Genomic DNA, 22,219 nt, shown 5'->3' with positions numbered 1-22,219 from the left:
GAATCCCAGTGTTACTATAACCCACTGAAGTCATTTGATTTACTACCTGAATATGATCACAACCAGGACTTAAATTATTTTACTATAATTATTTTTATTTTTTAGTTGAAATTAATTGTTTAACGTTTATAATAACAACCAGGAACAAATAAAAAACTGCTTAGCCCCGCGTTCCCCCTCCTGGCGCGGGGCATTTTTTGCCCAGTAGCACCTACAACCCCTTAAATACCTTCATTAAATGCGGAACAAGCTGTTTTTTCCGCGACATTACCCCCTTGAGGCGGTAAAGATTGTCTGCTTCCTGAGGATAGCCAATAACATAGGGCAATTCACTGGGGCCGCAAGTCAGCAGACAACTTGTCTCCATAACAATATCAGTAATCAGCAATGCAGCCAGTTCATATCCTTTTTCCGCACGAATAGCCGCCAACTCGCTGGCCAGCTCCTGCTGGCGTGCATAGAAGGTATGAAAATTGACCACTTCCACCTGTCCCAGACCAAGCAAATAATTGCCGGCGGCATATTCCTTGAAATCGGTAAAAATCAGTTTGCGCGCCGGAGCACCACTGGCCATCAAACTACCAGCGGCAAACAGTCTGGCACCAAAGTCGGTATGTTCAAGACCGGACAAGTTTTCAAGCCAGGGAACCAGTTGACGATCGACTTCTGTGGTGGTTGGCGATTTCAAAATCAGGGTGTCGGATAACAGACCGGCCAGAAGCAGACCGGCAATTGAAGGATCAGGGGTCAGACCCGCCTGCTGATAAAGGGTTGCTACCAGCGAACAGGTACTGCCAAGGGGCTGATTGATAAAGCGGATTGGTTGATCCGTATGGAAGTTCCCGAGGCGATGGTGATCTATTACTTCAAGAATGTCCACCTTGTCAGCGCCTGGCACAGCTTGTGACAATTCATTATGATCGACAAGGATTAATTTTACCGGTGAACTTTTAATCAGATGACTCTTGGTTGCGACACCAACGATCTTTTTATCACCGGCACAGACGATGGCACCTGACTGTTTGCCGTGCATCAGCTTAACTCGTAATTCATCAAGCAGATCATCGGGCCTGACCGTAATAAAATCGGGATCTGCCAACTCCTTAACTGGTGTCGCCATCCGCGTCAGCCAAACTGAGTTGGCCGTGTCATAATCACTGACCAGGATAGATACCTGATTGTCCCGGGCCAGCTCAATCAGTTCAGCATCAATCGCTCCTCCCCCGCTGACAATTAACAATCGCACGCCGGCCTCAATAGCCCGGCGTTGTATACCAGGACGATCAGCGGTTATCAACACCGCTCGTGATGGATCCATTTCCCTGACCCAGCAATCAAAACTGGATTCACGTCTGGCACCAACGTAGAGGTTAAGATCTTCAACCACATCAGCAGCGACAAGATTGACCTCAACAGCGCTGAGACAACGCTGAATGGAACGTAAAGAGACCTTGATCCTCCGCATTTTGTCTGGATCTGTCGGCACCAGAAAAAATTCTGTGGCACGCTTCAGGAGCAGCAACCCTTGTGCTGTGCCCGCGTCATCGATCACCGGCAACATACGAATATGATGTTGATGATAGAGTTCAATAGCTCGCGACATCGGTTCATCCTGGTGAATAGTAATAGCCTTTTCCGTCACCACGTCCTTGATACGGGGATGAACATCGGACAACAGAATCGGCACATCAATCGCCAGCTCATCCAGAACGAACTGTGTCTGCTGATTGATATTTCCGGCGCGCGCCGCCTGCACGCCTGAAATTCCCTGGCTACGTCGCAATTGAGCGTAAGCCAGGGCACTGCAGATGGAATCAGTATCAGGATTACGGTGACCAACGACATAAATAACTGAATTTGTTTTCATAAAAAATCCACACCATAAAAGGGCTCATTCGCTGCGCAATTCACCGTACAAGTCGCCAACCCCTGCTGATTTGTTGATATATCCCTGTTGTAGACGCACTTCACTATCAAAACCGGTAAAAACATCATTATTACGACTCGTAGCAAATCCATAAAACAAGAACAAAACGATGATCAACACGAAGTTTATTGTTATTTTTTCACCATGTAAAAATGAGATATCATTGAATTTATGACTATTGACCTGAGATGAATTAATCGTCTAATCTATATATATTCAAAACCATAGCGGAGAATAATGATGGCGCAAACACCTTCAAGTACCCCTTTTGAAAGCGAAATTGATTATGACCGAGAATCTGAGATCCTCAAGGTTCTCGGCCATCCAATACGCCTTAAAATTGTTGCCGGACTCATTTCCCAGGCCTGCAACGTTAAAAAAATATGGGAATGCCTGGGTTTGCCGCAGGCTACTGTTTCACAGCATCTGGCATTGCTAAAAAACAAAAATATCATCATCGGTCGGCGCGAAGGTGTCGAGGTTTATTACCAGGTTACCTCACCGGAAGCGATCCGCATCGTGACCGCACTGCTGCAACATTTGCCTACAGCCAAATAATCGAGCTTCATGCCGGCACAAAGAAAAAAACGGTCGTTCTGTAAAGACGACCGTTTTTTTTCTTTGTGCGCAAAAAAATCTATCTGCTGATCAACGTCGCTCCAGAAAAGACAAAAGCTCGTTTCACCATCCGTGCTTTACGCTCTCCAGAGCACATAGCGCGAAGATAAAACCAGGTTTTTCTGCATTCCTTTGTCCCCTCAACGGCTCAGCCAGGGGTTTTATGCCCGAACCAATAGCCTGAGTGAAGTGAATAGCCGGGAAAAACTATTTACCAGAACGGATAGCCGCAACGGTCTTGCCACGAATGCCCCAATTCTCCGGGGGTATCTCTTCGATGACTACATGAGTGGCTTCGGGATTTTTACCTAGCACTTCTTTCAAAACAAGGGTAATCCGATCCATGAGTTCTTCTTTTTTTTCTGCGCTGATTCCTTCAACTGTACGAACAGTAACAACCGGCATGTGCTTCTCCTTTCGTTAAACGGACGCTTAAACGGTGATTATAGCGCCTGCAGTGAAAGAATCAAGGACCAAATCTCTTCAGGAGCCAACAAAACAGTCTCAGGCAGGTGGGTATTTTTGCTCCTGCGCCAGCGCAGACTTTGGTTTTCACCCGTGTCATCAGGTATAATAAAAGTTAAACTTCTACCTGGTGGAGCTACCAATGCGAGTCATCATTCTACTGTTCCTCATCTTTTTGACTGGCTGTGCCAGTCGTGGCACTCTGGTCTGGCAACATTCCGAAGGCTATGGCGACCAGCAATTACAACAGGCACAAAAAGAGTGTCGCCAAATCGCTCAACGCGAGGCTCGCTACCCCTACCCCTACTATTATTACGGCGATTCCCTCTTCCCTTTCTATCGCCCTTTTTATTATCAGGATAGGCATTATTATGCTGAAGATTGGATCTGGCGCGATCACTTTACGCAAATGCGCTACCAGGAAGAGTTAAGCAGACTCTACCGCGTCTGCATGGAGGCTAAAGGGTGGCGGCTGGTCCGCCTCCCCCCTGCGGGAGCCTGATATTAATCTCTGCAACCCCATCCTGCACCCCCCACCGAACACCAGCAATTTTCTATTGCCTGGCGTCTTTATTAGTCTGCTTGCCGGATTTTTGCTGATTCCAGCCGTTTTTTTACCTCTTTCATATCCTCCCAGACCAGTTTTTTTTCTGCTGGTGACCGGAGCAGATATGCCGGATGAAAGGTCGGCATCAGCGCTGACCCGGCATAAGTATACCAATGACCACGCAAGCGACTGATCGGTGTCTCGACCCCTAACAGGGTCTGGCTGGCAAAGCGTCCCAACGCCACAATAACCTTGGGTTTCAGCAGTGCCGGCTGGCGCTTGAGATAGGGCTCACAAGCCGCGACTTCGTTAGTAAGGGGATCACGATTTACCGGGGGACGGCACTTGATCAGATTGCAGATATAGACATCTTCAGGTGACAACCCCATGGCAAACAGAATGCGTTTCAGCAATTGCCCTGCTTCACCAACAAAGGGCAAACCCTGTTGATCCTCTTCGTAACCAGGTGCTTCACCAACAAAAACCAGATCGGCTGACGGGTTACCGCGACCAAAAACCACTGTGTTACGTTGTTCGTGCAAGAGGCAAGCGCGGCACTGCTCAACCTCCGCTTGGAGCTCAGACAAGGACTCCATCATTGGTGTTGGTGGTTCAAAAGCCAAACCCGCAGGGACATTATCTGCACTGTGTGTAGCAACAGCAGGAACAATGGTGTTAAAACCCAGCTCCAGCAGGTCCTGCAAAAGACTACGTGCCTGGCAGACATGGGTGTAGCATTCGTGGTACAATTTACTTGTCATGAGCGTTTGAGTCACCTGTCTTGTTGATGAACTGAGATGGCGTCGCAAAAACTCACCGACTGCTGCGCCAGTCTAAAGAACAGTCGTCATCGTCTCACTGCTTCGAGGCAGGTAAGTACGCCTCATTGTTCAACCATGGCGCGCCTTGCAGGTGGGGCTTTGAGCTGAGCCATCCAACCTGATGCTTTTGGCGAAAGCATCAACTTAAATATGCATAAAGGGTCGTACATGTTCCCTTTTTTTATCCTGATCCTGCTGTTTGTTTTCGTCCCAGAACCTGTTTATGCCTGGGGTGCCGGAGTTCATCTGGGTACTTGTCTGCGCGTACTGGCGGCGCCGGAGATCTTGCCACAGACGCTGCAGGCCTTACTGGCCGCCTACCCCCTCGACTACCTGTACGGCTGCATCGCTGCCGACATTACCCTGGGAAAAAAACACACCCATCATCTGGAACATTGCCACAACTGGCGGATCGGGCGCAAAATCCTCGAACGCGGCAAGAATCACGGTCCTGAAGCAGAAGCATGTGCGTATGGATACCTATCTCATCTGGCTGCCGATACGGTAGCACACAACTATTTTGTCCCCTACAAACTCGCCATGACCTTCAACACCACTTTTCACAATCACGCCTATTGGGAAATCCGCGCCGATATAGGTGTTAAAAAGCAAACCTGGCAGATTGCCCAGCAACTGGCTAAACGCAACAATAGCAACCTCGACAAGGTCCTCAGCGGATCTATCGCCGATACGATTTTCTCTTTTGGAACCAACAAGCAGATCTTTAATTCGATGATGCTGATCAGTCGCTTAAATCGTTGGCAAAAGATGGTTGAGACCATCGCAGCCCATTCCCGCTGGCCCTTTGATCGTGCTGAGCACGATGAATATATGGCCCTCGGGCTGGAGGCCGTGTTTAGCATTCTCAGTGACGAAAAAAGTCCCTACTGGAACGCCGACCCGACCGGCGATCGTGCCCTGACAGCGTCTAACCTGATTCGCAAGAACATGAAGCTGCTATGGCTCGACGGCAAACTGGAACAGGAAGATTCTGATCTGATTCTGCAGGAATTGCGCACCCGCTTCAAGCTCGGCATCACTAATCCCGATGAGATTCTGCCGTTATTTACCGTCGTTTAACGTGCCTGATCTTTCTGCCAGGCGGCAGAAATACGATCCAGCAATTGCTCGGCCACATCGGCTTTGCTCATCAACTCAAGATCTTCCATGCGCCCATCAGGGTAGATAAAACGCACAATATTGGTTTCCACATCAAAACCGGCCCCCGGTGCTGACACATCGTTGGCAACGATCATATCAAGGTTTTTACTGACCAGTTTTTGCCTTGCATGTTCCAGCAGTTTTTCAGTTTCTGCGGCAAAACCGACAAGGAACTGCCTGTCTTTACGTCGACCCAGTTCAGCAAGAATATCCGGAGTTCTTTCCAGTTCGAGACTCATGTCAGCAAATTTTTTCTTCATTTTTTGTTGCCGTCGCAGCACCGGACGATAATCGGCAACCGCCGCTGCCTTGATGACCACATGAGCATCAGCAAAACGATCGATTATCACATCGTACATCTGCTGGGCAGAAACAACCGCAACCACCTCCACCCCGACAGGGGGTTTGAGCTGCCCCGGCCCCGCCACCAGGGTCACCTCGGCCCCACGCCGACGGGCAGCTGCTGCAATGGCGAACCCCATGCGGCCGGAAGAGTGATTGGTCAGGTAACGCACCGGATCGATCTCCTCACGGGTCGGACCGGCGCTGACGATGATTCGACAACCCGCCAGGTTCTTGGTGGTCAGGATATCTTCGGCAGCAACAACAATATCCTGCGGTTCAGGCATTTTTCCCTGCCCGGTCCAGCCACAGGCAAGTTCACCACATATCGGTTCAAGCAAATGATAACCGACATCACGCAGAATTTTTGCGTTACGCTGATACAGCGGATTTTCGTACATATTGGTGTTCATTGCCGGAACCACCAGCACCGGCGCCTTGGTTGCCATGACCGTGGTTGTCAACAGATCATCGGCCAGCCCCTGGGCAATTTTGCCGACAAGGTTGGCTGTTGCCGGTGCAAGGATAAACAGATCGGCGCGATCTGCCAGGGAAATATGGCCAATTTCCTGCTCCTGGTAAAGATTAAACAGTTCAGTATGAACCGGTTGCCCAGAGAGGGTTTGAAAGGTTAACGGCGTTACAAATTCGCAGGCCGAGCGGGTCATGACAACATGAACCCTGGCGCCGGCCTTGGTCAGCAGGCGCAACAGTTCAACCGCTTTGTAGACGGCAATGCCACCGCTGACGCCAAGTATAATGGTTTTGCCCTTTAGCATCTGTAAGCCTTTAGGTCAAAAAGGGATTATAGCGCTTTTCCTGACCGATCGTCGTCGCCGGACCATGGCCGGGATAAACTTTGGTTTTATCGGCCAGACACAAAAGTTTTTCTTTAATATTGTTAATCAGTTGTTGATGGTTGCCGCCCGGAAGATCAGTACGACCAATCGATCCGCTGAACAGGGTATCGCCAACAAACAGACAGTCACCAACATGCAGGCAAACACCACCGGGCGAATGTCCCGGGGTATGAATGACTCTGATCGACAAGTCTCCAAGTATGATCATTTCCCCATCCGTCAATAACCGAGTCGGTTTCGGCGAACTGCTGGTAGACAGGCCAAACAAAGCAGCATGCTCGGCAGCGCGCTCTAATAAGGGGGCATCATCCTGATGGATCAGCAGCTCGCAACCGGTTTTGTCAATCAGTGACCGATTAGCACCGATATGATCAAAGTGGCCATGGGTGTTGATCACCATGGTGAGGGTCAAATCATGCCGGCGCACGATCTCCAGGATGCTTTCAACATTGCCGCCGGGATCAACCACCGCAGCTTTGCCGGTATTTTCACTGCCGACAATATAGCAATTTACCTCGAGAGGACCGGTCGGCAGACTGGTCAATATCATCAATTTTCTCCTTTTTCATTCATCAGCGAAAACAGATCGAGATTCCGGTTTTTCAACTGTTCACCCAGGGTTGCGCCTAACGGGCGATCATGACGACGGTCACGCCGACTGTCGAGCCGCTCTTTTGTTGCTGATGGAGCAGGTGTTGCTCCTGGTTGCGGCAGTTCGGACGGCAGAACCGCCTCTTCGCTTTCGTACCCCATATAGAAATAACGATCAAAAAGCCGATGATAGGATGTCCACCCTTGGGACTGCTGTTCTTTTTCAACATGTAACTGTACAGCGTTGATTTTTGAGTCCAGATCATCAATAAAATTGAGGATAACCGCTTCGAGAAATTTTGGCCGTTTAGGCGAGCCAAAGTCATATTGGCCATGGTGTGATAACAACAAATGTTTGATCATCATTGACAGTTCGGTTGGAAAGCCGGGAATGGCGCGCACCTGGTCTTCAATCATCTGCACACCAATAACAATATGACCGAGCAATTTTCCCTCATCAGTGTAACCGAAGGAACGATCAAAGGATAATTCCATCACCTTGCCGACATCATGAAGCATGGCACCACTGATCAGCAGATCCCGATTAACCTGGGGGTAGCGTTTGGCGACATCAAGGGCAAGGGCCGCCACCGCCAGGGAATGTTCGAGCAGACCACCAATATAGGTATGGTGCATCGACTTTGCCGCTGGTGCCCGTGAATAGAGGCGGTAAAATTCCGGGTCGTCAAAAAAGGCGCGCAACAAATCCCTTATGTAGGGATTTTTCAGCGAACCAAGTAACTGGTCAAGCTCACCTCGCATTTCTTCGGCAGAACGACTGCTGACCGGAAGAAAGTCGCCGATATCGACAGATTCTTCAGCAATTTTTTCAAGTTGTTGTACAACCAGCTGCATTTTTCCCATATAAACACTGGCTTTGGCATCAACGCGAATAAAGTCGTCAGCAGCAAACAGGCTTGACAGTTCATCGATACGATCCCAGACCTTGGCTTCGACTTCGCCGGTTTTGTCCATTAATTTGAGGGTCATATAGGGTTTGCCGTTTTTTGCCATGGCGGTGATCTTGTCACGCACCAGAAAAATGCTGTTGACGCGATCTCGTTCTTTAATTTGATTGACGTATATTTCTTTCACCTGGTCCTCATCTGTGTCTGTGCTGAATGTAAAATATGAACTGCCGTATTCAGGCCATCAAGGGCAGCACTCATGATCCCTCCGGCATAGCCGGCGCCTTCTCCGGCAGGAAACAGGCCGCGATGGCTGAGTGATTCTCCTGTTGCATCACGCAGGATGCGTAAGGGAGCGGAAGTTCGCGTCTCGACGCCGATCAGGGTTGCCTCCTCACTGACAAAACCACGCATCTTGCGATTAAAGTATGGTAGCGCACGACGTAAGCCGTTGGCAACGTAAGGAGGCAAACAGTCATCAAGGTTCGCGTGAACAACGTTGGGACGACAACTTGAATGCAGACGCCCACCGCGGCCATGGAGAAATTCCAGCAGTGGTTGCGCCGGAGCACGCCAACCGGGTTCTCCTGCCTGCCAGGCTGCCCGTTCCCAGCGTCGCTGAAACTCCATCCCGGCCAACACATCATGATCATCGAAATCAGCGGGGGTTACGGTTACCACCAGCGCGCTATTAGATAAAGGGGCATCGCGGCGATAATCACTCATGCCGTTGACCACTACACCGCCGGCTTCAGAGGCAGCGTTGATAACCGTACCGCCAGGGCACATGCAGAAGGAATAGATACCACGACCGCTGTCAGGATCATTCCAGGTTAAACGATAGTCGGCCGCCGGCAGCAAAGGATGATCAGCCAAACCATATTGAATCTGATTAATCAATTCCCGGGGATGTTCAACCCTTACACCGATAGCAAAAGGTTTGGGTTCAAGTTTGACACCGGCAGTTGCCAGCATCTGATAGGTATCGCGGGCACTATGCCCCGGAGCCAAGACCAGCCGGTCACAAGACAGCTGCTCGTCATGGTTGACCACGGCCGCCACAACGCGTCCCTGACTCATGGTAAAATTGGTCAGTGTGCTTAAAAAGCGGACATGGACACCTAAATCCGTCAACTGCCGGCGAAAGTGGATAAGTACTTGCCGTAAACGATCACTACCAATGTGGGGTTTGGCCTGGTAGAGAATATCAGCCGGTGCACCCATAGCAACCAGGCTGGCCAAAATACGGCTGATACCTGGATGATTCAGCCTGGTGGTCAATTTGCCATCAGAAAATGTGCCTGCGCCACCTTCGCCAAATTGCACATTGCTGTTGTCATCCAGAATACCCTCAGCCCAGAAACGTCGCACATCCAGCAAGCGCTGCTCGACCGGTTTGCCACGCTCGAGCAATGTGACCTGACAGCCACTTTCCGCAAGCGTCAAAGCACAAAAAAGTCCGGCCGGCCCCATCCCAGCGACAACAACATGAAGCGGTTGTGCCGCCTTATCAATAATCAGCGGGACATCCTCAATCGACTGTTCGAGCTTTAGACAGGAACCAAATTCAGCTAAAAACCTTTCTTCATTCTTTACTTCAATCTCAACAGTATAAACTCTCAATATGCGTGATTTTTTGCGGGCATCAATACCTTTGCGTAGAATTTTCCAGTGCTGAATCTGATCCGCTTGACAGCCGAGCACAGTAGCGATTTTATTACCGAGATGCGCTTCCTCTTCGTTCAGTTCAAGGGTCAGATCCCGAATCCGCAATGCCATATCAGTCCTAAAACGCAACCAGAAGGTTAAAAGCAGGTGATTATTCAGCACCCACTTTGTACGGCATTGGGTCTATCATGACAAGGGTGTCTGTCGACATGGACGGCGACAGTCGAACGGCCCTGGATGGCGCAAAGTATCCCTTGGCGTGATAGACCCAGTCCCATGTTCAACAGATACAAAAAGAGCAGCCTTGCGGCTGCTCGGTTGAACGATATTTATAGAGCGCTAAGGTCGATCTGTCAATCATTCTGCAAACGCACGGTAAGAACAGGCAGTGGCGATTTGCGTACCACCTTTTCTGCGGTGCTGCCAAAGAGAACATGGTCGAGACCAGTACGTCCGTGGGTTCCCAGAACAATCAGGTCAGCCGCAAGTTCCTGTGCCTGATGGATAATCTTTTCATAGGGCAGTCCCGGCACAATAACCGTTTCATAATTCTCGTAGTTACCCAAATGCTGCCGGCAGAAGCTTTCCATCAGTTTTTTTGCCCCTTGCTCAATCTCTTCTTCGAGCTTTTCAAAAGATATATGCGGGACATAAAAACCGCGCAGATCGACCGGTTCGTTGATGACATGAAGCAGAATCAGCCGTGCTGAATATTTATTGGCCATATTCAATGCCAATTGAAAAGCGTTGTTGGAACTTTCAGAAAAATCGACGGCAACCAGAATGGCAGTAAAGTCTTTCATGCTGACCTCCTCGCTTAAAGATGACGCATTAACTGACAATCAGACACTTGAAATTGTAGCATTGAAACGCTGCCTGTCAAGGCACCTTTAGTAACCTTCGCCCGGAAATACCACCGAAATTACAAGTAGTTTTTTTTGCTGTTTCAGCACCAGAGACGGTGAATGCCGGCTTGGCAGCCATCACTATTTCTCAATCTTGCGCGCAGAATCGTTGCATGAATCCATGTGTCTGCATGCCGGCATTAAAGGCCAGGGAGCGAAGCATCACAAAAAACACTTGTTTCAGGCAGTTATTCTTGAGGAAGAGTTTTGATCAGCTCTGCAGCCATTCTGCCTTCGTCTGAATCGGGAACAAAATTGGTAATAATCTCTAGTTGTTGCCTTGCTCCTGAATAGTTGCCGTCACGCAGGAACAGTACCGCCAAACGATAACGGGCCTGCACCAGTTCCGGTGCCAGCTCGATAGTGCGACGCAAGGCTACTTTTTCCAGAGTTGTTTCTTCGGTCAAACGATATACTTCGGCCTGATAGTAATGGGCCGGGGCAAAGTTCGCCATCATCATGATCGCCTCGCGAAAAGCTTGCAGGGCCGAAGCATAGTCACCTTGTTGCAAAAAAGCGTACCCCTTACCGGTCATGGCAATGTGGGTACTGTCAAAAAGAAGGTTATTAGCAGCACGATCAAAATAGATAATTGCCTTATCCCACTCTTCCATGACCAGGTAAAGATTAGCCAGGTTGTTCTCATAACGTGGATCATTAGTGGAAAGCCTTATCGCCTCCAAGTAATGAGTTTCAGCCTCCCGATAGGCACGACGCTCCTGATAGGCCTGTGCCAGGGATGCGCGAATGGCGGCATTGGCAGCATCGAGCTCAACCGCCTGGAGCAGCTCACGCAGCGCCGCACTGGGATTATTTGCCTGCAAATGGGCCTCTGCCAGTTTGTGGTGCACATCGGCTTGATGACGGTTTTCAGCCATACGATTGGTCGTGCCGGCACATCCGGTAAGAACAAGCACAGCAACCAGTAGAAAACCAGGCAGATTTTTTGTCATAGAGAGGTACTCCAATGGGGTTACATTGAGGCCAGATAACGACCAAGGCTGGCCAGGCTTTTGTCACGTAAAAGCTGTAAATCTTCCTCTTTTTTGCTGAGGATAACACCCTCCTGTTTGATAACCAGTGCCTCGGGGGGTTGAGTAATAGGTATTTTACTCCAATAGTTCTGCTTGTCTGCAGGTGACAGCAGGTGAAAATCTGATTCTGTCAAAACAAAGCCCATCGATTCGACAAATTCGTTGCCTTCTTCGTAAATGGTTGTGGCCTCGGTGCAGGGCACCTCCCCTTTTTCCGGGACAAAAAATATCGAGGTATGCGATTCCAACAAATAAAAAGCAACCATCACCAGCGCTTTACCGCCAGCACCTAACTGCAACAGATACGCACGGCAGGGTTGGGGCGGATAACCGCTGAAGGCCAGCTGAATCGCCGACGGCGATGATTGCAGATAGGTGACCTTGGTGGCAGGAGCAGAAAGAAAATTTAGCTGTTTATGCTGAATAAACATTGGCTACCCCGAGATGATGGTGGCAATCAGTATCATCTGAAAAAACCTGGAACCAAAAAAAACCGTTACTAATCCAGACCAGCAAAATCGGTTAACAGCTTTATTCTCGTGAAACGATCGGAGATGTCCTGGTGGTTGATTTCCTTGAGACGTTCGAGGCTGAACTTTTCTACGGTAAATGACGCCATCACCGTGCCAAAGACAATCGCCTTGCGTAGATTCGCTTCGCTCAGGTTACGTGTGGCCGCCAGATAGCCGAAAAATCCGCCGGCAAAGGTATCACCCGCACCGGTCGGATCAAAAACCTCTTCCAGTGGAAAAGCCGGTGCTGCGAAGATCGATCCTTCACCAAACATCAGCACGCCGTATTCACCGCGCTTGACAACAAGGGTCTTGGGGCCATAACTGCGAACAATGGCGGCCGCCTTGACCAGATTGGGTTCTTGCGCCAGTTGCCGGACTTCCGCTTCATTGATAATCAGGATATCAACCAATGCCAGGGTACGCAGCAAAGCTTCTTTCTTGCCGTCGATCCAGAAGTTCATGGTATCACAGGCAACCACCCCGGGGGCCGCGACCTGGCTTAATGCTTCACGCTGGATATCAGGGTCAATGTTAGCCAGAAAAACATATTCAGCCTGGCGATAGTGTTCGGGCAATTGTGGTTTGAAGTTTTCAAAAACGTTGAGCTGGGTATCAAGGGTATGGGCTTCGTTGAGATCGTAGTCGTAACGTCCGCGCCAGCGGAAGGTTTTTCCCGGAACCCGCATCAAGCCGTCGAGGTTAACCTTTCGTGAACTCAAAAAATCAACATGTTCCTGGGGAAAATCTGCACCGATAACCGCCAGCAGACTAACGTCGGTAAAAAAACTGGCTGAAGCGGAAAAATAAGAGGCAGAACCCCCAAGGATCTCTTCAACCTGACCAAAAGGGGTAGCGATGGAATCAAGGGCAACACTGCCGACGACAAGGATACTCACGTGACCAATTCCTTCATATTAAAACGAAACATTCTGATTGATATATTTACCGATAATCGGTGCCAACGCTTGTCGAGTCTCGTCCGGAATCAGGCTTTTATCGGTCATGATGGCAAATTCCAGCGCTTTGTCACAGTTACAGCTTAGCTGCTGTTGGCGAAGCTGTCCAACCGCCGTTTTGATAATCGCGCGCGCGGTTGCCACATTATGTCGGATAATATTGAGAACCGCTTCAACCGATACATCATCGTGCCCATCGTGCCAGCAATCATAATCGGTTGCCAACGCCACGGTGGCGTAGCACATCTCTGCTTCGCGCGCCAGACGTGCCTCGGGGATATTGGTCATGCCGATAATATCAACCCCCCAACTGCGATAGATATGTGATTCCGCCCGGGTAGAAAAATTAGGTCCCTCAATACAGATATAGGTTCCGCCGGCATGCACGGTTGCGCCAACCGCACGCGCGGATTTTTCGAGGATTGCAGCCAGGTCGGCACAAATCGGGTCGGCAAACTGGATATGGCCGACGACTCCCTGGCCGAAAAAGGTTGATGCACGCTTGCCCTGGGTACGATCGAAAAACTGGTCGGGAATGACAATATGACCGGGGACAATCTCTTCTTTCATGCTGCCGACAGCTGACACCGAGATAATCTGAGTCACCCCAAGTTTTTTCATGCCGAAGATATTGGCACGATAGTTCACTTCTGACGGAAGAAAACGATGGCCACGACCATGGCGAGGCAGAAAAACCATCCCAATCCCGTCCAGGGTGCCCGTAATGAATAGATCTGATGGGGCGCCAAAAGGGGTTTCAAGAGCAACCTCCTTAACCTCCTGAAGCCCTTCAATCTCATAAAGCCCGCTACCACCTATCACCCCGACCACTGGTGTTTTCATCATCAAATCTCCTTGTTCGTCAGCAGCATCGTTCAACACTGGATTTGTCCATTTTCCCCTTCAGTTGACCACAGGCAGCGTCAATATCACGGCCCTTGCCGGCACGCAAGGTTGCGATCATGCCGCGATCCAGAAGATAGCTCTGAAACGCCCTGACGGTATTATCATCAGGTGATTCAAAATCGGCACCCTGATGTTTGTTAAAGGCGATCAGGTTTACTTTACAACGCACCGGATGTAGCAGTTTCACCAGCTTTTTTGCCATCGCCAACGAATCATTTACCCCTCTGATAAGGATGTACTCAAAGGTCACTCGTTGTTTGTTGTGCTGACTGAACTCAACACAGGCAGGGATCAATTCAGCCAGGGAAAAACGCTTATTGATCGGCATCAGACGACTGCGTACCTCATCATCGGCAGCATTAAGGGACACGGCAAGATTCACCTTGATGCGCTCTTTAAGCTCCAGTATCTCAGGTACCAGGCCGCAGGTCGAGAGGGTAACACGCCGCGCGCCATAACCAAGACCCTCATCAAGATACAGGATATTCAGCGCGGCTACGACATTATCGAGGTTATGCAGCGGCTCTCCCATCCCCATCAGTACAATATTGCCGATGGGCCCATCTTCGAGGGCAGCGCACACCTGATTGACGATCTCAGCAACGCTTAAGTTACGCAACAAACCGGAAGTTGCCGTCATACAGAAAGTACAACCCATGGCACAACCTGCCTGGGTTGAAATACACAAGGTCGCTTTTTCGGTTTCCATCGGGATGCGTACCGCTTCGATCGTGGCACCATCTTCAAGCTGAAACAGATATTTGCGCGTACCGTCCCGACTCTGCTGGACAGTGACTGGAGTCAAGGTTGAAATCCGGCAGTGTGCTGACAACTTCTCCCGCAGCGCCTTGCTGATATTGGTCATTTCAGCAAAATCAGTGACCCGCTGCTGGTAAATCCATTTGAGCAATTGCCCGGCACGAAATGCTGGTTGCCCGAGTCTGGCAAGATAGGTCGCCAGATCCGCGTCGGTCATATTTTTCAGATCAATTTTATCGTCCACAAAATCCCTGCCCTATAACTGATCAGAACGCCTGGAGCTCATAAAATTCAAGCCCTTCGGCAGTGTACCGAAGGGCTGCATGATAAACAAGTTTTATACTAAAAACGTAACTATTCACCACTATCCTGGTGCAGGGCCTTTGGGTCCTGTGGCAGGGGTGTTTGTCGCCATGAATGGCGACAACAAGCGGTCATGGATGACCCAACGGGAAACAATCGCGTCCCTTGACATAGGATCCGAAGATCCGGCGCTGAACAGTTACCTAAAAACAACGTTACAGCAATTCAAGGCCGCTAAAGAAATACCCCAGTTCAAAAGCTGCTGTTTCAGGAGCATCGGAACCATGGGTGGCATTTTCACCTATGGAGATACCGAATTGTTTGCGCAATGTGCCTTCCGCTGCTTCGGCCGGGTTGGTTGCTCCCATCAAGTCGCGCCATTTACGGATGGCATTATCTGCTTCAAGCGCCATGACCACACAAGGGCCACTGCTCATGAAGTCGGTCAATTCGCCAAAGAAGGGGCGTGCACTATGGACGGCATAAAAGCCTTCCGCCTCGACCTTGCTCAGGTAAAGTTTTTTCAAACCGACCACCTTGAAGCCTTCGGCGTAAATACGGGCGAGAATCTGCCCGGCATGGCCGGCGGCAAAAGCATCGGGTTTAATGATCGCAAATGTTCTTTCCATTCTTCTTTCCTCCTGGATAGTGGCCCGCATTAACGCAGTGCCGGTTAAGGTTCATATATTCGATCAGTGGTGAATGATGTCTGCAATCAACGGCAGCAATTGCTGCAGGGCTCGTCCTCTATGGCTGATACGGTTTTTAATCTCAACCGGCAGCTCGGCCATGGTTTTGCCGTATTCCGGTACCAGGAACAGGGGATCATAACCAAAGCCATTGATGCCGCGCTCCTGGTCAATAATCAACCCGTCAACCCGTCCTTCTACCGTTGAACAGCGCCCATCAGGCCAGGCCAGGGCGATACAACAGTGAAAATGTGCTTTACGCTGGTTCACAGGAATCCGCTGCAACTCCTTCACCAGCCTCAGATTATTGGCTTTATCGTCACCCTGCTCACCAGCATAGCGGGCGGAAAAGACGCCTGGAGCACCGGCCAACACATCAACACTCAGACCACTGTCATCAGCAAGGGCTGGATAACCGGAAAAACGCGCCAGGGTCAACGCCTTTTTTATGGCGTTATCTTTAAAAGTGACTCCATCTTCTTCAACAATGGGTGGATCGTCAAGCTGATCCAGCCCCACCAGATCAAGGGCAAGAGGGGCCAGTAATTGCCTTAATTCGCGCAACTTACCCTGGTTGGTTGTCGCCACCAGCAGTTTCATCATTGGCTGCCCAGGGCAGCTTGCTGCAATTGCTTTAAATCGTTACAACCAGCTAGGGCGAAATCCCGCATAGCGTCCAATTCCGCAGCACTAAAGGGCACCTCTTCGGCGGTACCCTGCACTTCGACAAAACACCCTGAACCGGTAATGACAAAATTCATGTCAACGTCGGCACTGGAATCTTCATCGTAGTTCAGATCCAGGATCGGTCCCCCTTTAACAATACCGACACTGATCGCAGAAACACTGTCGAGGAGCGGCATTTTTTTGAGCTTTCCCTGTTTGACCAGCCCGGCCAGGGCATCATGGAGTGCAATATAGGCACCAGTGATAGAAGCCGTACGGGTGCCGCCGTCAGCCTGTAGTACGTCACAATCGATTTGCACCGTGATTTCCCCCATAGCCTTCAGATCAGTAATTGCGCGCAAGGAACGACCGATCAGACGTTGGATCTCCTGGGTGCGCCCGGAAAGTTTGCCTTTACTTGCCTCACGCATGGAGCGGGTATGAGTGGCACGTGGCAACATACTGTACTCTGCCGTAACCCAACCGCGTCCTTCACCACGCATAAAAGGCGGGACGCGTTGTTCTACTGTGGCATTGCACAACACTTTGGTTTCACCAAAACTCACCAGCACAGATCCTTCGGCATACCGCGTGAACCCACGCTGAAAACTGATCTGACGTAATTGATCCGGTTGGCGGCCGTCAGGACGAGATTGATTGGAATGTATCATTGGCGGGTTTCCCTTAACAGAGTGATATAATTCTGGATACCGTCAAAAACAGATTGTGCCAGACGGTTTTGATAGTTTTCCTGCCGCAACTGACGCAACTCATCGGGGTTGCTCAGATAGCCGATTTCAAGTTGTACAGTGGGCAGAATGCCACGGCCCAGGGATAATAACGAAGAGGAATAAACCCCTCTTACCTCAAGTTCACTTTTTTTCATCGCGTCTGATAGGTGCTGAGCTAATACCATACTACCCAAAGAAGGGTTGAGCGGTTCATCTTCGTCACGTACCAACAGATCGATCCCCCTGACTTCTGGAGAAAAAGATGTCTGGGCGTGGAGCAGGATCCACAGATCAACATCTTCGCGCAACGCCGATTCCAGCCGTTGATCCAGGCTGATATCATAATCGCCGCTGCGACTGACATACACCGGGACACCCAGGCGCATACGCAGGAGCCGGGCAAGACGGTCAGCAACCTCAAAAGTCAGCAGTTTTTCGTTGTAACCATCGGGGGCAATGACTCCGGTGTCCAACCCGCCGTGGCCCGGATCAATGGCAATTGCGCGGATGACCGGTCCACGACTGCTTTCTGCCCGACGTAATAGACGATCAAACAGAGCTTCCAGTCCATCACGCTGTGTCTCGGTGGCTACAGGTTGTTGCGGCTCAAGGTGACGAAAAAAAACAGGCCGGCCGGCTAACTGGGCTAATTGCGACTGGATAAAGCTTTCAGAAACACGTAATCGGCCATCAATGAAGACCGGCTTATCCTGGATGGGATAAAAGCTATCGCCGATACGCAGATAACCGCTGGCAGGGGTTAAAACGGCCCAACCGCGATTGGTACGGATACGATAAGTGTGGGCGACGGAATCCCAGTGGCCGGTCAGATTAACAATCTTGAGGATATCTTCCAGAGCGACATAGGATACACCCTGCTGCCGATAGACATCCTCAATCACCGCCGCCTGTTGCCCGCGCATGGTGATTTCAACAGCAGCAAAAGCCGTTGTGCTGAAGATCAGAAAACAACATAAAAGCAAAACAAAACGCATGGCAACTCCTTCAAAGCGCAAGGTTATAGCCCAGGTATCCTGCAGCTGTCAATCGTGCGCAGGCACCAGGGGCCGACCTGACTGAGCATTCATATCCAGCGCTTTCAACATGCGTCGGGTCAAGATTTCTTCAAGTTCGTCCTGTGCCTTTTGTTCTATTTTCATCGTGCGGATTTGACCACCGGCAACCATACCATGACCGCCTGCCGTTCCCAGACCTGACACCATTTCCTGAATAACCAGCCCGAGCTTGGCATCAGGATCAAGGGAACGCATTGACAGGATCTGGGTACCCGCAAACCATCCCATCCCCAAGACGTAATTGACTCCCTTATAGCGCAGTAAAAAATCTGACAACTCCGCAACAAGATCAGGATTGTCGATATGATGGAGGTTAAAAACCAGGGCACTGTCATAGATGCGGGCACTATCAATGGCCCGGCGAAAAGCTGAAAAATAGGCCGCCGACACCTGTGGGTGAATAATCTTGAAAAGAATTCGATTGTTAGCCAACGGCAGCAACTTTAAATAAGCATCACGATCAGCTTTGGACCATTCGCGTCCGAGATCCTGGGTTTCGGACTTAATGGCGTAATAAAGACAGGTGGCCAGGCGGGTATTGATGACAACCCCTTGTGAGGTCAGATACTCATAGAGAATCGTTGCCGACGCGCCATAGTTTTCGCGAATATCGACCCAGCAAACATGAGAAAGATCCGATTTTGAACGGTGATGATCGATAATAAAATGAACCGGCAGAGAAGCAGGCCACGAGTTATTGCCGGTATCAGGTTGAGTATCGACCATGCAGACAACCTGAAACTGCTTCAGCTCTAGTTCGCTGATGGGGATCATGGGAATCTCGAGCTGTTGAACCATGTTACGGTTTTCACTGCGACCGATCACGCCCCCGTAGGTGAGTACAGCGGTTTGACCGGTTTTAATAACCAGCAGATGGCGCAGGGCAACAGCCGCGGCGATGGAATCGGGATCGGGGTTGTCATGGGTAACAATAACAACCTTGCCTCGCCCACGCACCCACTCAATCACCTGACCGATCAGGTCAACGTTTTCCAGAGGAAGCGGGCAATCAGTGCCATTCGCTTGACCTGTTTTTACGTTGATTGTCATTTATTGTGATCCCTGCCGAGAAGAGAAAAAACAGAATCAACTGCCTGTTGTGCTGAATCAACAGTCGAAGTCTTATCAATATCCTGCCAACTGTCAAGCAGAACAAGGGGTTTGCCAAGTTTACGGGCGATGGCGATTTCCGCGAGGGTACCATACCCTCCTTCGATGGCAATGAGCGCTGCTGCCGTTTGCACCAGAATAACATTACGTGCATGTCCCATGGCCGTGACGACAGGATGCGTCACGTAAGGGTTGGCATCTGCCGCGCTGGAGCCGGGTAAAATCCCGATAACTTCGCCGCCGGCTTCGTAACAGCCACGCGAAGCGGCTTCCATGACACCTCCCAATCCGCCACAGGCCAGAACCACACCGCGCCGGGCAAGCAGTCGTCCGACCTCATAGGCCTTTTCATATCCGCTTTGAGTCGCATCCGCAGCCCCGATAATAGCAATAATTAATCGTTGTGAGCCGGACCCCATCATAAACCGATCTCCCGCAGGCGCCTGGCCATACCTTTAAGGGTCAGGCTGTTTAATACCACACAGACACTGGAAAGCGCCATGGCCAGACCAGCATATTCCGGCTTCAGGTAAAGCCCGTAATGGGTATAAAAAATCCCGGCAGCCAGAGGGATAAATGAGAGATTGTAGAAAAATGCCCAGAACAGGTTTTGTTTGATTTTTTTCAGTGTTTGCCGACCTAATTCCACCGCCCGGACGAGATCGAACAGGTCAGCGCTCATCAACACCAGATCGCCGGTTTCCCGCGCGACATCAGTTCCACTACCAATGGCAATGCCGATATCGGCCTGGGCCAACGCCGGGGCGTCATTAATACCGTCACCTACCATACCAACCAGCCGCCCCTGCTGTTGATATTCTCTGACCAGTTCCAGTTTCTGATCGGGGGTGACTTCAGCGATCGCCCGGTCTGTGCCGAGCCGGGCTGCAACCTGCTCGACTACTGCGCGACGATCGCCACTGACTATTACCGTTTTGATGCCAAGTTGTTGCAGGTGCGCAACAACCATTGCAGCTGCGGGTCGAATTTGATCGGATAAAGCAATCACACCCTGCAACTGCTTTTCAACTGCAACAAAAATTAATGATTTTTCAAGCAGCCCGGCTTGCTTGAGGCGCTCCTCAACCGGTGCGACAGCAATCTCGGCATCTTCCATCAGCGCGCGGTTACCACAGATAACAAATTGACTGGCAACACGCCCGCGTACTCCTTGACCGCCGACCTCATCGAGGTTTTTCAGCTGTGAAGGAATGGTCAGCCCAGCGTTCTGTGCCTGGGTAACCACAGCCTGGGCAAGGGGGTGGTTACTTCCCTGCTCCAGTGCTGCGGCCAGAACCAGAATTTCTTCCGTTGGCAGCTCACCACAAGAAATGACCTGATCAACGCTGAAACCGCCACTGGTGAGGGTACCGGTTTTATCCAGCAACATGATATCGAGCTTGGAAATCGTCTCCAGTGCTGAAGCTTTTTTATACAGAATGCCGCGCTCAAGTCCGACAGCGCTGCCAACCATGATGGCCGTCGGGGTTGCCAAACCCAGAGCACAGGGGCAAGCAATCACAACAACAGCGATGGCCATCTGGAAACCAGTGAGAAAGGGTGCGCTGACTACCAGATACCAGACAACAAAGGTTAACAGCGACAATACCACAACCACCGGGACAAAGAAGCCGGATACGCGGTCGGCAAACCGTTGAATCGGGGCCTTGTCAGCCTGGGCATCTTCCACCAGACGAACAATTTTAGCCAGCACCGCATCTTCACCAACATGGGTCGCACGAATCTGCAGCAATCCACTACGATTAATCGTTGCGCCAACGACCGTTGCCCCCGGCTCCTTGTGAACGGGAACCGCTTCACCGGTAATCATCGACTCATCAACAGCGGCCGTTCCTGCAACCACCTCGCCATCCACCGGAATGGTATCCCCGGGCCGCACCAAGAGCAGATCACCCGGCCTGACATGCTCTACCGGAATACTTTTTTCTTTACCATTGACCAGCAGAACAGCCGTATCTGCCTGCAGCTGCAGAAGTTTTATCAGAGCATCTCCTGCCCGTCCTTTAGCGCGAGATTCGAGCCATTTACCAAAACGGATAAAAAGAATCAGCATGACACTGGTTTCAAAAAAAACCGCAACCTCGTCACCCAGCAAGCCGAATAACGCCAGCATCGAATAACCATAGGCTGCGCTGATTCCCAGAGACACCAACACATCCATGTTGGCCGTACGATTTTTAAGAGCAGCCCAGGCACTGCGATAAAACCCCAGCCCGGCGGTAAATTGCACAAGGGTCGCCAGCATACCGCCAATGATCAGCTCCAGCCGATACGGGATGGGGGTAAACATCATCAACATGATGGGAATGCCGCCGGCAGCTGCGATCAGCACCATCAGCAAGTCTTTACGTGAGGCATCAACCCTGGATTCTTCCGTTTCAGCCAGGGTTCTGAAGCCCGCCTGCTCAACGGCAGCATAAATTTCATCCGGGCTGACAAGCTGCGCATCGAAGGTGACTTGAGCAAAATTGCCGGCCAGATTCACACTGGCATGATCAACCCCTGGCAAAGATGCCAGTTTTTTCTCAACCGTTGCGACACAGGACGTACAACTCATGCCACCTACAGAGAATCGTAATCGCTGCTGACCGGTTACAGCAGAATCCGGATTTTTTACTGTCATTGTCTGTCCTCCAGGAA

Annotated in this window: 23 protein-coding genes; 3 read left to right on the top strand and 20 right to left on the bottom strand. The window is 50.6% G+C overall.

What is annotated here, in order from left to right:
* Positions 1–211: 211 nt before the first annotated feature.
* Positions 212–1,867, bottom strand: coding sequence for a putative manganese-dependent inorganic diphosphatase (locus AC6F7T_RS01435; protein ID WP_500716185.1), 1,656 nt, complete (start codon positions 1,865–1,867; stop codon positions 212–214).
* Positions 1,868–2,164: 297 nt separating this feature from the next.
* Here AC6F7T_RS01435 and AC6F7T_RS01430 point away from each other — a divergent pair, with 297 nt between their 5' ends.
* Entirely contained in the window at positions 2,165–2,485 is a 321-nt protein-coding gene (locus AC6F7T_RS01430) for a metalloregulator ArsR/SmtB family transcription factor (RefSeq protein WP_500716184.1), read from the top strand.
* A gap of 267 nt (positions 2,486–2,752) precedes the next feature.
* Here the strand turns inward: AC6F7T_RS01430 and AC6F7T_RS01425 are convergent, their stop codons facing one another.
* Positions 2,753–2,950, bottom strand: coding sequence for a 2-hydroxymuconate tautomerase family protein (locus tag AC6F7T_RS01425; RefSeq protein ID WP_500716183.1), 198 nt, complete (start codon positions 2,948–2,950; stop codon positions 2,753–2,755).
* A 202-nt stretch (positions 2,951–3,152) separates the two neighbouring features.
* Here AC6F7T_RS01425 and AC6F7T_RS01420 point away from each other — a divergent pair, with 202 nt between their 5' ends.
* The gene (locus AC6F7T_RS01420) at positions 3,153–3,512 is read left to right on the top strand and encodes a hypothetical protein (RefSeq protein WP_500716182.1); all 360 of its coding nucleotides are present in this window, start codon (positions 3,153–3,155) and stop codon (positions 3,510–3,512) included.
* A 71-nt stretch (positions 3,513–3,583) separates the two neighbouring features.
* Here AC6F7T_RS01420 and AC6F7T_RS01415 read toward each other — a convergent pair whose 3' ends face one another.
* Positions 3,584–4,318: a uracil-DNA glycosylase family protein gene (locus AC6F7T_RS01415; protein WP_500716181.1), complete on the bottom strand. Its 735-nt coding sequence runs from the start codon at positions 4,316–4,318 to the stop codon at positions 3,584–3,586.
* Positions 4,319–4,546: 228 nt separating this feature from the next.
* Between AC6F7T_RS01415 and AC6F7T_RS01410 the strand changes: the two genes are divergently transcribed.
* A complete protein-coding gene (locus AC6F7T_RS01410; RefSeq protein WP_500716180.1) occupies positions 4,547–5,458 on the top strand; it encodes a zinc dependent phospholipase C family protein in 912 nt (303 codons plus the stop codon).
* On the opposite strand, the gene coaBC is transcribed toward AC6F7T_RS01410, so the two are convergent.
* From coaBC to AC6F7T_RS01325, 17 genes are all read right to left on the bottom strand, one after another.
* On the bottom strand, positions 5,455–6,660 hold the full coding sequence (gene coaBC, locus AC6F7T_RS01405) for a bifunctional phosphopantothenoylcysteine decarboxylase/phosphopantothenate--cysteine ligase CoaBC (RefSeq protein ID WP_500716178.1): 1,206 nt from the start codon (positions 6,658–6,660) through the stop codon (positions 5,455–5,457). The two genes, AC6F7T_RS01410 and coaBC, sit on opposite strands and share 4 nt — an antisense overlap.
* 10 nt (positions 6,661–6,670) lie before the next feature.
* Positions 6,671–7,291 (bottom strand): MBL fold metallo-hydrolase, encoded by a 621-nt coding sequence (locus AC6F7T_RS01400; protein ID WP_500716176.1) that lies wholly within the window; start codon positions 7,289–7,291, stop codon positions 6,671–6,673.
* The gene (locus AC6F7T_RS01395) at positions 7,291–8,427 is read right to left on the bottom strand and encodes an HD domain-containing protein (protein ID WP_500716175.1); all 1,137 of its coding nucleotides are present in this window, start codon (positions 8,425–8,427) and stop codon (positions 7,291–7,293) included. The genes AC6F7T_RS01400 and AC6F7T_RS01395 overlap by 1 nt, the downstream gene beginning before the upstream one ends.
* A complete protein-coding gene (locus AC6F7T_RS01390) occupies positions 8,424–10,019 on the bottom strand; it encodes an FAD-dependent protein (RefSeq protein WP_500716174.1) in 1,596 nt (531 codons plus the stop codon). The genes AC6F7T_RS01395 and AC6F7T_RS01390 overlap by 4 nt, the downstream gene beginning before the upstream one ends.
* Positions 10,020–10,261: 242 nt before the next feature.
* Complete coding sequence (locus AC6F7T_RS01385) at positions 10,262–10,711, bottom strand: universal stress protein (protein ID WP_500716172.1); 450 nt, start codon at positions 10,709–10,711, stop codon at positions 10,262–10,264.
* A gap of 290 nt (positions 10,712–11,001) precedes the next feature.
* Positions 11,002–11,766 carry a tetratricopeptide repeat protein gene (locus AC6F7T_RS01380; protein ID WP_500716171.1) on the bottom strand — a complete coding sequence of 255 codons (765 nt, stop codon included), beginning with the start codon at positions 11,764–11,766 and terminating at the stop codon, positions 11,002–11,004.
* 20 nt (positions 11,767–11,786) lie between these two features.
* Positions 11,787–12,278 (bottom strand): hypothetical protein, encoded by a 492-nt coding sequence (locus AC6F7T_RS01375; protein ID WP_500716169.1) that lies wholly within the window; start codon positions 12,276–12,278, stop codon positions 11,787–11,789.
* 68 nt (positions 12,279–12,346) lie between these two features.
* Positions 12,347–13,258: a PfkB family carbohydrate kinase gene (locus tag AC6F7T_RS01370; protein WP_500716167.1), complete on the bottom strand. Its 912-nt coding sequence runs from the start codon at positions 13,256–13,258 to the stop codon at positions 12,347–12,349.
* An 18-nt stretch (positions 13,259–13,276) separates the two neighbouring features.
* A complete protein-coding gene (gene mtnP, locus AC6F7T_RS01365) occupies positions 13,277–14,161 on the bottom strand; it encodes an S-methyl-5'-thioadenosine phosphorylase (protein WP_500716192.1) in 885 nt (294 codons plus the stop codon).
* A 19-nt stretch (positions 14,162–14,180) separates the two neighbouring features.
* A complete protein-coding gene (rlmN, locus tag AC6F7T_RS01360) occupies positions 14,181–15,227 on the bottom strand; it encodes a dual-specificity RNA methyltransferase RlmN (protein WP_500716165.1) in 1,047 nt (348 codons plus the stop codon).
* Between the two features lie 274 nt (positions 15,228–15,501).
* A complete protein-coding gene (gene ndk, locus AC6F7T_RS01355) occupies positions 15,502–15,915 on the bottom strand; it encodes a nucleoside-diphosphate kinase (RefSeq protein ID WP_500716164.1) in 414 nt (137 codons plus the stop codon).
* Between the two features lie 63 nt (positions 15,916–15,978).
* On the bottom strand, positions 15,979–16,578 hold the full coding sequence (locus AC6F7T_RS01350; protein ID WP_500716163.1) for an XTP/dITP diphosphatase: 600 nt from the start codon (positions 16,576–16,578) through the stop codon (positions 15,979–15,981).
* Positions 16,575–17,312, bottom strand: coding sequence for a ribonuclease PH (gene rph, locus AC6F7T_RS01345; RefSeq protein WP_500716162.1), 738 nt, complete (start codon positions 17,310–17,312; stop codon positions 16,575–16,577). The genes AC6F7T_RS01350 and rph overlap by 4 nt, the downstream gene beginning before the upstream one ends.
* Positions 17,309–18,367, bottom strand: coding sequence for an N-acetylmuramoyl-L-alanine amidase (locus AC6F7T_RS01340; RefSeq protein WP_500716161.1), 1,059 nt, complete (start codon positions 18,365–18,367; stop codon positions 17,309–17,311). Before AC6F7T_RS01340 ends, rph begins: the two co-directional genes overlap by 4 nt.
* A 48-nt stretch (positions 18,368–18,415) precedes the next feature.
* Complete coding sequence (locus AC6F7T_RS01335) at positions 18,416–19,498, bottom strand: DHH family phosphoesterase (RefSeq protein ID WP_500716160.1); 1,083 nt, start codon at positions 19,496–19,498, stop codon at positions 18,416–18,418.
* Positions 19,495–19,980: a TIGR00725 family protein gene (locus AC6F7T_RS01330; protein ID WP_500716158.1), complete on the bottom strand. Its 486-nt coding sequence runs from the start codon at positions 19,978–19,980 to the stop codon at positions 19,495–19,497. Before AC6F7T_RS01330 ends, AC6F7T_RS01335 begins: the two co-directional genes overlap by 4 nt.
* Positions 19,977–22,202, bottom strand: a complete 2,226-nt coding sequence (locus AC6F7T_RS01325; RefSeq protein WP_500716157.1) for a heavy metal translocating P-type ATPase — start codon at positions 22,200–22,202, stop codon at positions 19,977–19,979. The genes AC6F7T_RS01330 and AC6F7T_RS01325 overlap by 4 nt, the downstream gene beginning before the upstream one ends.
* Positions 22,203–22,219 lie beyond the last annotated feature (17 nt).

This window comes from Pelovirga sp. (assembly GCF_059864205.1).
This window is presented reverse-complemented; position numbering and strand designations above follow the sequence as displayed.

Coding starts and splice junctions, on each gene's coding strand:
- AC6F7T_RS01380 (WP_500716171.1), bottom strand. CDS start 11,766: ATGACAAAAAATCTGCCTGGTTTTCTACTGGTTGCTGTGCTTGTTCTT.
- AC6F7T_RS01435 (WP_500716185.1), bottom strand. CDS start 1,867: ATGAAAACAAATTCAGTTATTTATGTCGTTGGTCACCGTAATCCTGAT.
- AC6F7T_RS01410 (WP_500716180.1), top strand. CDS start 4,547: ATGTTCCCTTTTTTTATCCTGATCCTGCTGTTTGTTTTCGTCCCAGAA.
- AC6F7T_RS01385 (WP_500716172.1), bottom strand. CDS start 10,711: ATGAAAGACTTTACTGCCATTCTGGTTGCCGTCGATTTTTCTGAAAGT.
- AC6F7T_RS01420 (WP_500716182.1), top strand. CDS start 3,153: ATGCGAGTCATCATTCTACTGTTCCTCATCTTTTTGACTGGCTGTGCC.
- AC6F7T_RS01375 (WP_500716169.1), bottom strand. CDS start 12,278: ATGTTTATTCAGCATAAACAGCTAAATTTTCTTTCTGCTCCTGCCACC.
- mtnP (WP_500716192.1), bottom strand. CDS start 14,161: ATGAAAACACCAGTGGTCGGGGTGATAGGTGGTAGCGGGCTTTATGAG.
- AC6F7T_RS01340 (WP_500716161.1), bottom strand. CDS start 18,367: ATGCGTTTTGTTTTGCTTTTATGTTGTTTTCTGATCTTCAGCACAACG.
- AC6F7T_RS01330 (WP_500716158.1), bottom strand. CDS start 19,980: ATGATGGGGTCCGGCTCACAACGATTAATTATTGCTATTATCGGGGCT.
- ndk (WP_500716164.1), bottom strand. CDS start 15,915: ATGGAAAGAACATTTGCGATCATTAAACCCGATGCTTTTGCCGCCGGC.
- AC6F7T_RS01390 (WP_500716174.1), bottom strand. CDS start 10,019: ATGGCATTGCGGATTCGGGATCTGACCCTTGAACTGAACGAAGAGGAA.
- AC6F7T_RS01425 (WP_500716183.1), bottom strand. CDS start 2,950: ATGCCGGTTGTTACTGTTCGTACAGTTGAAGGAATCAGCGCAGAAAAA.
- rph (WP_500716162.1), bottom strand. CDS start 17,312: ATGATACATTCCAATCAATCTCGTCCTGACGGCCGCCAACCGGATCAA.
- AC6F7T_RS01335 (WP_500716160.1), bottom strand. CDS start 19,498: ATGACAATCAACGTAAAAACAGGTCAAGCGAATGGCACTGATTGCCCG.
- AC6F7T_RS01350 (WP_500716163.1), bottom strand. CDS start 16,578: ATGATGAAACTGCTGGTGGCGACAACCAACCAGGGTAAGTTGCGCGAA.
- AC6F7T_RS01430 (WP_500716184.1), top strand. CDS start 2,165: ATGATGGCGCAAACACCTTCAAGTACCCCTTTTGAAAGCGAAATTGAT.
- coaBC (WP_500716178.1), bottom strand. CDS start 6,660: ATGCTAAAGGGCAAAACCATTATACTTGGCGTCAGCGGTGGCATTGCC.
- AC6F7T_RS01325 (WP_500716157.1), bottom strand. CDS start 22,202: ATGACAGTAAAAAATCCGGATTCTGCTGTAACCGGTCAGCAGCGATTA.
- AC6F7T_RS01400 (WP_500716176.1), bottom strand. CDS start 7,291: ATGATATTGACCAGTCTGCCGACCGGTCCTCTCGAGGTAAATTGCTAT.
- AC6F7T_RS01415 (WP_500716181.1), bottom strand. CDS start 4,318: ATGACAAGTAAATTGTACCACGAATGCTACACCCATGTCTGCCAGGCA.